Here is a 13,689-nt window from a genome sequence, read left to right as displayed (position 1 = left end):
AGGACCGGCAACCCTGAACAGCACCTGACGCCCGGACCGCACCCGGCGGTGGGCGGTCACATCAGGGTGGCGGCGATCGTCGCGCCCAGGTCACGGCACGCGCGCAGGTCGTCGCGAGTCGGTTCGCCGCTGGTCAGGACGTGTTCGGCGACCTTGCTCCAGCCCATTCCCCGGACGATTCCGTCGATCGCCCGCACGGCCCCGGCGGTGTCGTTGTTGCCGTGCACGTACAGGCCGAACGGGCGGCCTCTGGTGGCGTCGAGGCACGGGTAGTAGACCGTGTCGAAGAAGACCTTGAGGGCGCCGCTCATGTAGCCCAGGTTGGCGGGTGTGCCGAGCAGGTAGCCGTCGGCCTCCAGCACGTCCAGCGGTGTCGTGGCGAGCGCTGCCCGCCGGACCACGTCCACGCCCTCGATCTCCGGGTCCGTCGCACCCTCCAGCGCCGCCTCGAACAGGGCTTGCAGGTTCGGTGACGGCGTGTGGTGGACGATCAGCAGTCTGGGCACGTCGGAGACGTTGCCGCGCCTCGATGCGGGGCGCAAGCGCTCAAGCAGGTGTTCAGGCAGGTGTGGAGCCAGGTGGTCGGGCACGGGCGGTGGCGAGGGGGCGAGCGTGCGGGAACGGGCGGAGAGCGGGCGGGTGAGCGGGCGGGGTGAGCGGGGCCGGCACTGGGGGCGTGCGCCGTGAGGGGTGCTCGGGTGCGGTGCTCGCTACGCTGGTCCCGGCGTACGGGGTGGCGGATGTGCGGTGGCCGCGGCCGGAGGTCCGCACGGGTGGTGGCCGGGCACGGGGTGGAACCTCCGCGGCCCTCGTGCGTCTGTGTAAGTGATTCGGGAGGGAGACATGGACACTCGCAGCATCGCGACGATGACCCGGAACCGGAAGATCACCTGGGGTGGTGGGGTCGGCATCGGGTTGGGGCTCATCGGGTTCCCGCTGGTGTTCATCGGGGTGTGGCCCGGCGTGGACCACAGCCCGTGGGACGTCAACACGATGATCCTGGCGACCGGCGTCAGCCTGCTCACCGCCGCCTACATCTCGGTGCGGATCGCGGTCGCCGCGGCGACCGACAACCGGGTCAGCCCGCCGACCAGGCGTCCTTGGCTGGTGGCGGGCGGTGCCCTGGCGGTCGCGGTGCTCTGCCTGCTGATCGCCTTCGCCTCGTGACCGGCCCGCGCGTCCGGCGCGCGGTGGCCGGCCGCGTGGCTACGGCGCGGTGAGCAGTTCTTCGATCCGGGTCCGCAGCGCGCCCAGGCGTTCGACGCCGCGGGCGCGCGCCGCGGTCAGGTCGTCGTCCACCGGTTCGACGACCTCCAGGTACGCCTTGAGCTTCGGTTCGGTGCCCGACGGCCGCACGACCACGCGCACGCCGTCGGCGGTCAGCCGCACGACGTCCGCGTCGGGCAGCAGGTCCTCGAAGGCGAAGCCCTCCGGCGGGTCCTGCCGCAGCTTCGTCATCAACGCGCCGATCCGGCTCAGGTCGGTGAACCGCAACGACACCTGGTCGGTCAGGTGCAGCCCGTGGTCGAGCGCCAACTGGTCCAGGGCGTCCAGCAACGTCCGCCCGGACGCCTTGAGGCCCGCCGCCAGGTCGCACGCGACGACGGCCGCGGAGATGCCGTCCTTGTCGTTGACGTACCGCGGGTCGACGCAGTTGCCCAGCGCCTCCTCGTAGGCGAACACCAGCCCCTCGCCCGCCCGCACCAGCCACTTGAAGCCGGTCAGCGTCTCCGCGTACCGGGCCCCGTGCGCGGCGGCGATCGACTTCAGCAGCGAGGACGACACGATCGTCGTGGCCACCAGCGGGTCCGGGCTGTCCACAGTGGACAGCACCAGGGAGCCGAGCAGCACGCCGGTCTCGTCACCGCGCAGCATCCGCCACCTGCCGTCGCGGTCCTTCACGCCCAGCGCGCACCGGTCGGCGTCGGGGTCCAGCGCGATCGCCAGGTCGGCGTCCTCGGCGGCGGCCAGCGCCAGCAGGCGGTCGGCCGCGCCCGGCTCCTCCGGGTTCGGGAACGACACGGTGGGGAAGTCCGGGTCCGGCACGGCCTGGTCGCGCACCACCCGCACGTCGCTGAAACCCGCGCGCCGCAACGCTTCCACGGCCGTCTGCCCGCCGACGCCGTGCATCGGGGTCAGCGCCACCCGCAGGTCGCGGGACGTGCCGCGGGGCAGGGACGCGACCCGCTCCAGGTACTCGTCCACCTCGGCGTCGCTCACCGGCAGGTAGGACTCCGACGTCGGCACCGACACGGCGGCCGGCACCGCGGCGATGGCGGCCTCGATCTCCCGGTCGGCGGGCGGCACGATCTGCCCGCCGCCGGCCAGGTAGAGCTTGTAGCCGTTGTCCGCCGGCGGGTTGTGCGACGCGGTGATCTGCACGCCCGCGACCGCGTTGTGCTTGCGCACCAGGAACGCCAGCACGGGCGTCGGCAGCGGGCCGGGCAGCACCCGCACGGTGAAGCCCGCCGCGGCGAGCACCGAGGCGGCGGCGGCGCAGAACTCCTCCGAGCCGTGCCGGGCGTCCCGGCCGACGAACACGGTCCCGTTGTGCCCCTTGGCCTTGAGCCACGCGGCGAGCCCGGCCGTGGTGCGCACGACCACGGCCCGGTTCATCCCGTTGGAGCCCGCCCGGACCGGGCCGCGCAGACCCGCCGTGCCGAAGGTCAGGGTGCCGGCCATCCGGTCGGCCAGGTCGTCCGCGGCGGCGCTGTCGCCGCCCATCGCCCGCGCCAGCACGCCTTGGAGCTCGGCCCGCGCGGCGGGCGACGGGTCGTCGGCGATCCACCGGAACGCGGCGTCGCGCAGCGCCGGGGTCAACGTCATGCGCGTGCCACCAGTTCGCGCAGCAGCGCGCCCATCCGCCCGGCGGCGGCGGCACCGGCCTCCAGCACCTCTTCGTGGTTGAGCGGCTCGCCGGTGATGCCCGCCGCCAGGTTCGTGACCAGCGACAACCCGAACACCTCGACGCCTTCGGCGCGGGCGGCGATGGCCTCCAGCACGGTCGACATGCCGACCAGGTCCGCGCCCAGGGTGCGCAGCATGTGGATCTCGGCGGGGGTCTCGAAGTGCGGGCCGGGCAGGCCCGCGTAGACGCCCTCCTCCAACGACGGGTCGATCTCGCGGGCCAGGCCGCGCAGGCGCGTCGAGTACAGGTCGGTCAGGTCCACGAACCGCGCGCCGACCAGCGGGGACGACGCGGTCAGGTTCAGGTGGTCGCTGATCAGCACCGGCTGGCCGACGGACATGCCCGCGCGCAGGCCGCCGGCGGCGTTGGTCAGCACGACGGAGCGCACGCCCGCGGCGGCGGCCGTCCGCACGCCGTGCACGACCTTCCGCACGCCCTTGCCCTCGTAGCCGTGGGTACGGCCGAGCAGCACCAACACGTTCTTGTCACCCACCGGCACCGAGCGGATCGTTCCGCCGTGGCCGAACGCGGTGGGGGCCTCGAACCCGGGGAGCTCGCCCATGGGGACCTCGGCGGCGGGTTCGCCGATCAGGTCGGCGGCCGGTCGCCAACCGGAACCGAGCACCACGGCGATGTCGTGCCGGTCGACGCCGGTCCGCTCGGCGAGCGCGGCGGCGGCCTGGGATTCGAGAGCGCTGTTCTCACTGATGGCGGTCACGGCCGGCAGCCTAATATCCCGAGGTCGGCAGTGCTGCGGACATCCCACCGCGACCGCCGGCCCGCAAGCCACCGCGACCGCCGGCCCGCAAGCCACCGCGACCGCCGGCCGCCAAGCCACCGCGACCCGGACCGGGCGTCAGCCGATGACGGAGAACGTGCCCGCGATGCCGGTGAACAGCTTGTTGCGGCCCATCTCCTCCTGCTCGGTCGGGAACACCACCTCGACCACCCACAGGTCCGTGCCGCGCGGCAGGACGCGGGAGTACCGGGTGCGGCGCTGGTCGGGGCCCGCGTCGGTGGAGCCCCGGCCCAGGTCGGTCGGGGTTTCCACGGTGCGGTAGCTGAACTGCACCGGCGCTTCCGGCGCCGCCGGGTCGATCGGGTCGGTCACGTCGGTGGCCTCGCCGAAGATCCGGTCGCCCGGCCACCGGGCGCGCACCAGCGCCAGGTACTCGTCCAGCGACCGCTTCGGGTAGAAGTCGGCGAACCGCTGGACGGTCACCTCGTACGTGCCGCTGGGCGCGACCAGGTGCACGACCGTGCTCGGCACCAGCCCCTTGTTCGTCCGCTGCTCCAGGAACGACGTCCAGTCCGAGCCCACCTCGATGGTGAACTCCGCGCCCTGCTCGCCGTTCGCGGTGGCGGCGGCGGCCGTGGTCGGGCTCAGCAGCACCTCGTCGGTCACCTCGGGCACGGCCGGCGCGCCGGCCGACGGCGGCGGTGCCAGGGGCGCGCCGGCCAGCGTCCGGGTCAGGGCGAACCCGGCGCTGCCGCCGATCGCGAACAGCACCACCGCCGCCACGGCGACCAGCGCCGACGCCGGTCGGCGCACCGGCCGGCTGGTCGGCGTGAACGGCAGCGGGCCGGGGTCGGCGGCCAGCGGGGTGTCGGCCGGGATCGGTGTCTTGACCAGCGGCGGGCGCACGATCTCCAGCGCCGGCCGGGTCGCGTCGGACGGGAACACGTCGGTGCCGGGCTCGGGCAGCAGCGCGCGGACCTTGCGCCGGACGTCGGCCGGCGGCATCCGGTCGGCCGGGTCCTTGGTCATCAGGCCGGCCACGACCGTCTCCAGCGCGCCGCACGCCGACGCGGACGGCACGTCGCCGTGGATCACCTGGTTGACCGTCTGCATGACGTTGGTGCCCTCGTAGGGCTGCCGGCCGGTCATCGCGGCGAACAGGGTCGCGCCCAGCGACCACAGGTCGGCCGCCGCCGAGACCGCGCCACCCGCCGCGACCTCGGGCGCGATGAACGCGGGCGTGCCCAGCGCGATGCCCCGGCTGGTCAGGGTGGCCTCGGCGACGTTGCGGGCGATCCCGAAGTCGGTCAGCTTGACCCGGCCGTCGTCGGCGACCAGCACGTTGCCCGGTTTCACGTCGCGGTGCGTGATGCCCGCCCGGTGGGCGGCGGCCAGGGCGGCGGCGACGGCGTCCGCGACCACCGCGCCCTGCTCGGCGTTGAGCGGGCCGCGCTGCCGCACGAGGTCGGCCAGCGACTCCGACGGCACCAGCTCCATCACCACGTACGGGTCGCCGTCGACCTGCGCCACGTCGTACAAGGTGACCACGTTCGGGTGGGTGAGCTGGGCGACCGACCGGGCTTCGCGCAGGGTGCGCTCGCGCAGCAGGTCGGCCTCGGAGTCCGGCATCCCGGGCGGGACCAGCACCTCCTTGACGGCGACGTCCCGGCGGAGCACCTCGTCGTGCGCGGCCCACACCGTGCCCATCGAGCCACGTCCCAGGACGTGCCGGAGGCGGTAGCGGCCCGCGATCAGGCGTTCGGTCTCCACCGGCTTCATTGTTCATCAACAGCCGGTTGTCGGTGCATGGTTAGGGTGGGGTGCGCACTGCATCGTTCACGGCGGTGCAGCTCACATAGCCGTCGTACTACTACTGGGTAACACTGCGGAGCATGATGGAGCCGACTGGCGAACTGGCGCTGGCCGCCGAATTCCCCACGCCCGACCGGGAGCAGTGGCGGGAACTGGTCCAGGGCGTGCTCCGGAAGTCGGGGGCGGACTTCGAGTCGCTGGTGACCACCACCTACGACGGGATCCGCGTCCAGCCGCTCTACACCGCCGAGGACGCCGCGCCGGCCACCGGTTTCCCCGGCCTGCCGCCCTACACCAGGGGTGGCCGGCCGCAGGGCGCGGTGGCGGGCTGGGACGTCCGCCAGCAGCACGCCGTGGCCGACCGCGAGGCGGTGATGGCCGACCTGGAGAACGGCGTCGGCTCGCTGTGGCTCAAGAACCTCCCCGCCGACCGGCTGGACGACGTGCTCGCGGACGTCTACCTCGACCTCGCGCCGGTCGTGGTCGACGCGGGCGCGGACTTCCGCGAGTCGGGCCTGGCGATGCTGCGGGTCTGGGACCAGCGGCCGGTCCTGGCCGGTGAGGTCCGCGGGAACGTGGGCGCGGACCCGTTGGGCGTGCGGGCCCGGACCGGTGCCGCCGCCGACTTCGCCGCGCTGCACGACCTGGTGCGCAAGGCCCGCGACTTCCCCGACCTGCGCGTGGTCGTGGTGGACGGGCTGCCGTTCCACGAGGCCGGCGGCTCGGACGCGCAGGAGCTGGGTGCCTCGCTCGCGGCCGGCGTGGCCTACCTGCGGGAACTGACCGAGGCGGGGCTCTCCGCACCGGAAGCCGTGCGGCTGCTGGAGTTCCGGTACGCGGCGACCGCCGACCAGTTCCTCACCATCGCGAAGTTCCGGGCCGCCCGGCGGTTGTGGGCCCGGGTGACCGAGGTGGTGCGGGCCCCGAGCCCGCAGCTCCAGCACGCCGTGACGTCCCCGGCGATGATGACCCGCCGCGACCCGTGGGTGAACATGCTGCGCACCACGATCGCCTGCTTCGGCGCGGGTCTGGGCGGTGCGGACGCGGTGACCGTGCTGCCGTTCGACCACGCGATCGGCCTGCCGGACGACTTCGCCCGGCGGATCGCCCGCAACACCCAGTCGTTGCTGCTGGAGGAGTCGCGGCTGGCCGGCGTGATCGACCCGGCGGGCGGCTCCTGGTACGTCGAGCGGCTGACCGACGACCTCGCGCGCGCCGGTTGGGCGTGGTTCCGCGAGATCGAGGCCGCCGGGGGTCTGCCGACGGCGTTCCCGCTGGTCGAGGAGCGGATCGCGGCCACCTGGGAGGCCCGTTCCGCCAACCTCGCCGACCGCTCGGACGCCATCACCGGGGTGAGCGAGTTCCCGAACCTGACCGAACCCGCGGTGCACCGCGACGCCGCGCCGCCCGAGCCCTCCGGCGGGTTGCCGCGCGTCCGGTACGCGCAGGCGTTCGAGGCGCTGCGGGACGCGGCCGACGCCGCCCCGGAACGCCCCGTCGTCTTCCTCGCCACGCTCGGCCCGGTGTCCGCGCACACCGCGCGGGCCACGTTCGCCGCGAACCTGTTCCAGGCGGGCGGGATCGCGACGCCGAGCGCGGGCGCGACGAAGACCGTCGAGGACGTCGTCGCGAAGTTCCGCGACAGCGGCGCGCGGATCGCGTGCCTGTGCGGCAGCGAGACGAGCTACGCCGAGCTGGCCGGGCCGGTCGCGGACGCCCTGCGCGCCGCCGGCGCCGAGCGGATCCTGTTGGCGGGCAAGAAGTCCTATGCCACGATCGACGAGTACGTGTTCACCGGTTGCCCGGCGCTGCGGGTGCTGGAGCACACCTTCGAGTTCCTCGGAGTGCAGCGATGATCCCGAACTTCGCCGACGTCGACCTGGGCGACCCGGCCGCCGGCACCGCCGCGCAGTGGCGGGAAGCGCTGCACCAGGCGACCGGCAAGGGCCCGGACGCGCTGGCGTGGGAGACGCCGGAGGGCATCGGCGTCAAGCCGGTGTACACGGCGGCGGACGTCGAGGGCCTGGACTTCCTGGGCACGTACCCGGGCATCGCGCCCTACCTGCGCGGCCCGTACCCGACGATGTACGTCAACCAGCCGTGGACCATCCGGCAGTACGCGGGTTTCTCCACCGCCGAGGAGTCCAACGCCTTCTACCGCCGCAACCTCGCGGCCGGGCAGAAGGGCCTGTCGGTGGCGTTCGACCTGGCCACGCACCGCGGCTACGACTCCGATCACCCCCGGGTCGCCGGTGACGTGGGCATGGCGGGCGTGGCCATCGACTCGATCTACGACATGCGACAGCTCTTCGACGGCATCCCGCTGGACCGGATGTCGGTGTCCATGACGATGAACGGCGCGGTGCTGCCGGTGCTGGCGCTCTACGTCGTGGCGGCCGAGGAGCAGGGCGTCGCGCCGGAGTTGCTCGCCGGGACCATCCAGAACGACATCCTCAAGGAGTTCATGGTCCGCAACACCTACATCTACCCGCCGCGCCCGTCGATGCGGATCATCTCCGACATCTTCTCGTTCACCTCGCGGCGGATGCCGAAGTTCAACTCCATCTCCATCTCCGGGTACCACATGCAGGAGGCCGGCGCGACCGCCGACCTGGAGCTGGCGTACACGCTGGCCGACGGCGTCGAGTACCTGCGGGCCGGCCGGGACGCGGGGCTGGACGTCGACGCGTTCGCGCCGCGGCTGTCGTTCTTCTGGGCGGTCGGCATGAACTTCTTCATGGAAGTCGCCAAGATGCGCGCCGCGCGGCTGCTGTGGGCCAAGCTGGTCAAGGGGTTCGAGCCGAAGTCGCCCAAGTCGCTGAGCCTGCGCACGCACTGCCAGACCTCCGGCTGGTCGCTCACCGCGCAGGACGTGTTCAACAACGTGGCGCGCACCTGCGTGGAGGCGATGGCCGCGACCCAGGGCCACACGCAGTCGTTGCACACCAACGCGTTGGACGAGGCGTTGGCGCTGCCCACCGACTTCTCCGCCCGCATCGCGCGCAACACCCAACTACTGCTGCAACAGGAGTCGGGCACCACGCGGGTGATCGACCCGTGGGGCGGCAGCGCGTTCGTGGAGCGGCTCACCCACGACCTCGCGCACCGCGCGTGGGCGCACATCTCCGAGGTCGAGGCGGCCGGCGGGATGGCGCGGGCGATCGACGCGGGCATCCCGAAGCTGCGCATCGAGGAGGCCGCGGCGCGCACCCAGGCCCGGATCGACTCCGGCCGGCAGCCGGTGATCGGCGTCAACAAGTACCAGGTCGAGTTCGACGAGAAGATCGACGTGCTCAAGGTGGACAACGCCGGCGTGCGCGCGCGGCAGCTCGCGAAGCTGGCCCGGTTGCGCGAAGAACGCGACCAGCCCGCAGTGGACGCCAGGCTGGACGCGCTGACCAGGGCGGCCGGCGGCGAGGGCAACCTGCTGGAGCTGGCGATCGACGCGGCCCGCGCGAAGGCCACCGTCGGCGAGATCTCCGAGGCGCTGGGCAAGGTCTGGGGCCGGCACTCCGCGCAGATCCGTACCATCACCGGCGTCTACCGGGAGGAGGTCGGCAGCGTGTCCAACGTGGACGCCACCCGCGAGGTCGTGGCGAAGTTCGCGGAGGACGAGGGCCGCCGCCCCCGGATCCTGGTCGCCAAGATGGGCCAGGACGGGCACGACCGCGGCCAGAAGGTGATCGCCACGGCGTTCGCCGACCTCGGCTTCGACGTCGACGTCGGCCCGCTGTTCCAGACGCCGGACGAGGTGGCCCGCCAGGCGGTCGAGGCGGACGTGCACGTGGTCGGCGTGTCCTCGCTGGCCGCCGGGCACCTCACGCTGGTGCCCGCGCTGCGCGAGGCGCTGGCGGAGCTGGACCGCCCGGACATCATGATCGTGGTCGGCGGGGTGATCCCGCCGCAGGACTTCGACGCGCTGCGGGCGGCGGGCGCGGCGGCGATCTTCCCGCCCGGCACGGTCATCGCCTACGCGGCGGGCGACCTGCTGCGCAAGCTCTCGACCCAGCTCGGGCACGGTTAGGGCACGCCGCGTGGCGAGGGTGGTCGACGTGGGCGAGTACGCCGAGGGCGTGCTCGCGGGCAACCGGAGCACGCTGGCGCGGGCGATCACGCTGGTCGAGTCGACCCGCGCGGACCACCGCCGGCTGGCGCAGGACCTGCTGGTCGAGTTGCTGCCGCACGCGGGCGGCGCGCACCGGATCGGCATCACCGGCGTGCCCGGCGTGGGCAAGTCGACGTTCATCGACGCGTTCGGCTCGATGCTCACCGCGCAGGGGCACCGGGTGGCCGTGCTGGCGGTCGACCCGTCGTCGACCAGGACCGGCGGCTCGATCCTGGGCGACAAGACCCGGATGGCCCGGCTCGCGGTCGACCCGGCGGCGTTCATCCGGCCGTCGCCGACCTCCGGCACGCTCGGCGGTGTCGCCAAGGCGACCCGGGAGACCATCGTGCTGGTCGAGGCGGCGGGGTTCGACGTGGTGCTGGTCGAGACGGTCGGCGTGGGCCAGTCCGAGGTCGCGGTGGCGAACATGACGGATTGTTCGCTTTTCCTGACACTCGCGCGCACCGGAGATCAACTCCAGGGCATCAAAAAAGGTGTGCTGGAACTCGCGGACGTGATCGCGGTGAACAAGGCCGACGGCGCGCACGAGCAGGACGCCCGCAAAGCGGCCCGTGAGCTCGCGGGCGCGCTGCGCCTGCTGCGCGTGCCGAACGCGGTGTGGCACCCGCCGGTGCTGACGTGCAGCGGGCTCACCGGGGCCGGGCTGGACACGGTGTGGCAGCAGGTCGGCCTGCACCGGACGGCCCTGCGGGACGCCGGTGAGCTGGCCGAGCGGCGACGTCGTCAGCAGGTCGAGTGGACCTGGGCGATGGTCAACGACCAGTTGCTGGGCAGCCTGCGGTCGAACGCGGCGGTCCGGGCCGTGGTTCCCGACCTGGAACGACGGGTTCGGGATGGCGAACTGACCGCCACCCTGGCCGCGGAGCGCATCCTGGCGGCCTTCACGGCCGGTGAGGTCCATCCCGGTTTGAGTGACCACTGACAGTGGTAACCAGTCGGCACGATGGCTAGTCTTTGTGACCGTGACCCAGTGGCGATCCGTGCTCATGGCGTGCCTCCTCGTGCTCGCCGGTGCACTCACCGTGACCGGAGTGGCGCAGGCCACTCCCGCAGCGCACACCGAGCAGATCGCCGCCGCCCAGCCGACTGAATCGGTCCCACCAGGGCCGGACGTCAACGCACCGCAGCAGACCGACACCGGCGTCGCCACCGAGACGAAGAGGAAGTTGTGGATCGGTGGTATCGCGGTGGTGCTGTTCGCCCTCGTTTACTGGCGTAACAAGAAGCGCTGGGACAAGTGGAAGAAGGGGCGCAAAGCCGGCTGACAGGGGTCGTGGGGGCGACCGGGATCCCGGTGGTTGGGATTCGATTGTCGTGATGTGGTCCTCCTGAGTGACCCCTGCGCGGACATGATCGGTCTGACCGAAACTCGCGCACCGCTCGGCGCAGCCGCGCGACCGGCCGGCGGTTGATCAACGCGACGGGCGACGGGGCTACTGGGGCTGATGCAGGATGGACGCAAATGGGTACCGACTTCCAGATGAGGACGCGCTCGGCCATCGAGCGGTACTCGGGCGCACTGGTGGAGCTCTCGCACAGCATCCACGCCGAGCCCGAGCTGGCGTTCGCGGAACACCGCAGCGCGGCCAAGGTGGCGAACCTGCTGGCCGGCGAGGGTTTCGAGGTGGAGCGCGGCGTCGCCGACCTGGAGACGGCGTTCACCGCCACCTACGGGTCCGGTGACCTCGTGCTCGGGCTGTGCGCCGAGTACGACGCCCTCCCCGAGGTCGGGCACGCCTGCGGGCACAACGTCATCGCCGCCGCCTCGACCGGTGCCGCCCTCGCGCTGCGCGACGTCGCCGACGAGCTGGGCCTGACGGTCCGGGTCATCGGCACGCCCGCCGAAGAGGTCGGCGGCGGCAAGGTGCTGATGCTCGAACGCGGCGTGTTCGACGACGTGTCCCTGTCCATGATGGTGCACCCCGCGCCGTACGAGGCGATCGCGGCGGCCTCGCTCGCGATCACCGACGTCGAGGTGCGCTACACCGGCAAGCCCTCGCACGCCGCCGCCGCGCCGCACCTGGGCGTGAACGCGGCGGACGCCATCACCGTCGCCCAGGTCGCCATCGGCCTGGCGCGCCAGCACCTGGAGCCCGGTCAGATGGTCAGCGGGATCGTCACCAAGGGCGGCACCGTGCCCAACGTGGTGCCCGCCAGCACGACGGCCATGTTCGACCTGCGCGCCGAGGACCTGGAATCCCTCACCCGGCTGGAGGAGCGGATCAACCGCTGCTTCGAGGCCGGCGCGCTCGCCACCGGCTGCACGCACGAGGTCGTCAAGATCTCGCCCGTCTACGCCGAGCTCACCCCCGACCCGTGGCTGGCCGACGCCTACCGGCGTGCCGCCGCGGAGCTCGGGCGCACCGCGCTGAGCCCCGAGCAGGAGCGGGGCAGGCGCATCGGCAGCACCGACATGGGCAACGTGACCCGTGCGCTGCCCGCCATCCACCCGACCATCGCCATCGACTGCGGAGACGCGGTGAACCACCAAATCGAGTTCGCGACCGCCTGTGCCTCGGCTTCGGCCGACCGAGCGGTGCTCGACGGAGCGCTCGCCCTTGCCTGGACAACAATTTCCGTCGCGCGTGACGACGCGCAGCGGGACCGGCTAGTGGGCGGTGCGGCGTGACGGTTCTCGACTCGCGTCCCGAGCTGCCGGCGGAGGAGGATCCCGAAGTGCTGTTGACCGAGCGCGGGGTCAGCATTGCCCCTGTGGACGATCCGGGCGAGGGGCGCGGCCCCTCCTGGCTGGACGAGTGGCTGACCGCCAACGCCTCCGAGGTGGTGGCCTGGCGGCGGCACCTGCACGCCCACCCGGAACTGTCCCGGCAGGAGCACAACACCACCGAGCTGATCTGCGACGTGCTGCGCTCGGCCGGTCTCAAGCCCCGGGTGCTGCCCGGCGGCACCGGCCTGGTCTGCGACGTCGGCAGCGGCCCGCGGTGCGTCGCGCTGCGCGCGGACATCGACGCCCTGCCGATCACCGAGAACAGCGGCGCGCCGTTCTCGTCCACAGTGGAGGGTGTGGCGCACGCCTGCGGGCACGACGCGCACACCACCGTCCTGCTGGGCGCGGCGCTCGCGCTGGCCTCGGCGACCGAGCTGCCCGGCCGGGTCCGGCTGGTGTTCCAGCCGGCCGAGGAGGTCATGCCCGGCGGCGCGCTGGACGTGCTGGCGGCGGGCGGCTTGGACGGCGTGGAGCGGATCTTCGGCCTGCACTGCGACCCGCGGCTGCCGGTCGGCCGGATCGGCACCCGGATCGGGCCGATCACCTCGGCCAGCGACCTGCTGGAACTGCGCCTGACCTCGCCCGGCGGCCACACCTCGCGGCCGCACCTCACGGCGGACCTGGTGCACGCCCTGGGCACCGTCATCACCGGCCTGCCGACGCTGCTCTCCCGCCGCGTCGACCCCCGGTCCGGGACGGTCCTGGTGTGGGGCGCGGTGCACGCCGGCGAGGCCGCGAACGCGGTGCCGCAGGACGGCGTGCTGCGCGGCACGCTGCGCACCGGCGACCGCGACATCTGGGCCGAGCTGGAACCGCTGATCAAGGAGCTGACCGGGGCGCTGCTCGCGCCGACCGGCGTCGGCTTCGACCTGCACCACCGGCGCGGCGTGCCGCCCGTGGTCAACGACCGCGAGAGCACGATGCTGCTGCGGGCCGGCGTCGAGGCGGCGCTGGGCGAGGACGCCCTGGCCGGCACCGAGCAGTCCTCCGGCGGCGAGGACTTCGGCTGGTACCTGGAGCACGTGCCCGGCTCGTTCGCCCGGCTGGGCGTGTGGGACGGCGTGGGCAAGCAGCGCGACCTGCACCAGCCGGGCTTCGACCTGGACGAGCGGGCGCTGCTGGTCGGCGTCCGGGTCATGGTGCACGCGGCCCTGGCCTCGCTCGCCTGAGCGGTCCGGCGCGGCGAACTCCGGACGGGCGCACCCTCGCCCGACGGTAGGGAACGTCCCCGGGCACCACCGACCCGCTTCGCGTCGGTGGTGCCCGTCGGGTCGGCGGGGCTGATCCGCGGGCAGTCGGCGGCGGGTGCGGACGCGGTGGACGCGGGCGCGGGAGAGTTCGTCGTAGGACTCGACCTGGTTCGCGCGGCGGCGCAG

General features: G+C 73.1%; 11 protein-coding genes. 7 read left to right on the top strand and 4 right to left on the bottom strand.

The features are described from left to right. Positions 1–56: 56 nt before the first annotated feature. The gene (locus BN6_RS37240) at positions 57–506 is read right to left on the bottom strand and encodes a flavodoxin family protein (protein WP_041315452.1); all 450 of its coding nucleotides are present in this window, start codon (positions 504–506) and stop codon (positions 57–59) included. Positions 507–867: 361 nt separating this feature from the next. On the opposite strand from BN6_RS37240, the gene BN6_RS37235 reads away from it, so the two are divergent. Next, positions 868–1,167, top strand: coding sequence for a hypothetical protein (locus BN6_RS37235; protein WP_231904844.1), 300 nt, complete (start codon positions 868–870; stop codon positions 1,165–1,167). A 39-nt stretch (positions 1,168–1,206) separates the two neighbouring features. On the opposite strand, the gene BN6_RS37230 is transcribed toward BN6_RS37235, so the two are convergent. The 3 genes from BN6_RS37230 to BN6_RS37220 form a co-directional block, all read right to left on the bottom strand. Further along, positions 1,207–2,826 carry a phospho-sugar mutase gene (locus tag BN6_RS37230; RefSeq protein ID WP_015105030.1) on the bottom strand — a complete coding sequence of 540 codons (1,620 nt, stop codon included), beginning with the start codon at positions 2,824–2,826 and terminating at the stop codon, positions 1,207–1,209. Then, on the bottom strand, positions 2,823–3,626 hold the full coding sequence (locus BN6_RS37225) for a purine-nucleoside phosphorylase (protein WP_015105029.1): 804 nt from the start codon (positions 3,624–3,626) through the stop codon (positions 2,823–2,825). Before BN6_RS37225 ends, BN6_RS37230 begins: the two co-directional genes overlap by 4 nt. A gap of 138 nt (positions 3,627–3,764) precedes the next feature. Continuing rightward, positions 3,765–5,426 (bottom strand): serine/threonine-protein kinase, encoded by a 1,662-nt coding sequence (locus BN6_RS37220; RefSeq protein WP_015105028.1) that lies wholly within the window; start codon positions 5,424–5,426, stop codon positions 3,765–3,767. A 116-nt stretch (positions 5,427–5,542) separates the two neighbouring features. On the opposite strand from BN6_RS37220, the gene BN6_RS37215 reads away from it, so the two are divergent. The 6 genes from BN6_RS37215 to BN6_RS37190 all read left to right on the top strand — a co-directional run bounded on the left by BN6_RS37215 (position 5,543) and on the right by BN6_RS37190 (position 13,482). Next, positions 5,543–7,315 (top strand): methylmalonyl-CoA mutase family protein, encoded by a 1,773-nt coding sequence (locus tag BN6_RS37215; protein WP_015105027.1) that lies wholly within the window; start codon positions 5,543–5,545, stop codon positions 7,313–7,315. Continuing rightward, positions 7,312–9,483 (top strand): methylmalonyl-CoA mutase, encoded by a 2,172-nt coding sequence (scpA, locus tag BN6_RS37210; RefSeq protein WP_015105026.1) that lies wholly within the window; start codon positions 7,312–7,314, stop codon positions 9,481–9,483. The genes BN6_RS37215 and scpA overlap by 4 nt, the downstream gene beginning before the upstream one ends. A gap of 10 nt (positions 9,484–9,493) precedes the next feature. Further along, the gene (gene meaB, locus BN6_RS37205) at positions 9,494–10,507 is read left to right on the top strand and encodes a methylmalonyl Co-A mutase-associated GTPase MeaB (protein WP_015105025.1); all 1,014 of its coding nucleotides are present in this window, start codon (positions 9,494–9,496) and stop codon (positions 10,505–10,507) included. A gap of 40 nt (positions 10,508–10,547) precedes the next feature. Next, positions 10,548–10,850, top strand: a complete 303-nt coding sequence (locus BN6_RS37200; protein ID WP_148303160.1) for a hypothetical protein — start codon at positions 10,548–10,550, stop codon at positions 10,848–10,850. Between the two features lie 197 nt (positions 10,851–11,047). After that, complete coding sequence (locus tag BN6_RS37195; RefSeq protein ID WP_015105023.1) at positions 11,048–12,214, top strand: M20 family metallopeptidase; 1,167 nt, start codon at positions 11,048–11,050, stop codon at positions 12,212–12,214. Next, the gene (locus BN6_RS37190; RefSeq protein WP_015105022.1) at positions 12,211–13,482 is read left to right on the top strand and encodes an amidohydrolase; all 1,272 of its coding nucleotides are present in this window, start codon (positions 12,211–12,213) and stop codon (positions 13,480–13,482) included. The genes BN6_RS37195 and BN6_RS37190 overlap by 4 nt, the downstream gene beginning before the upstream one ends. Positions 13,483–13,689: the final 207 nt, after the last annotated feature.

Source organism: Saccharothrix espanaensis DSM 44229 (genome assembly GCF_000328705.1).
Classification (GTDB): domain Bacteria; phylum Actinomycetota; class Actinomycetes; order Mycobacteriales; family Pseudonocardiaceae; genus Actinosynnema; species Actinosynnema espanaense.
This window is presented reverse-complemented; position numbering and strand designations above follow the sequence as displayed.

Excerpts from the sequence above, each read along its gene's own strand:
- BN6_RS37220 (WP_015105028.1), bottom strand. The coding sequence starts at position 5,426 with ATGAAGCCGGTGGAGACCGAACGCCTGATCGCGGGCCGCTACCGCCTC.
- BN6_RS37215 (WP_015105027.1), top strand. The coding sequence starts at position 5,543 with ATGGAGCCGACTGGCGAACTGGCGCTGGCCGCCGAATTCCCCACGCCC.
- BN6_RS37235 (WP_231904844.1), top strand. The coding sequence starts at position 868 with ATGACCCGGAACCGGAAGATCACCTGGGGTGGTGGGGTCGGCATCGGG.
- BN6_RS37195 (WP_015105023.1), top strand. The coding sequence starts at position 11,048 with ATGGGTACCGACTTCCAGATGAGGACGCGCTCGGCCATCGAGCGGTAC.
- BN6_RS37230 (WP_015105030.1), bottom strand. The coding sequence starts at position 2,826 with ATGACGTTGACCCCGGCGCTGCGCGACGCCGCGTTCCGGTGGATCGCC.
- scpA (WP_015105026.1), top strand. The coding sequence starts at position 7,312 with ATGATCCCGAACTTCGCCGACGTCGACCTGGGCGACCCGGCCGCCGGC.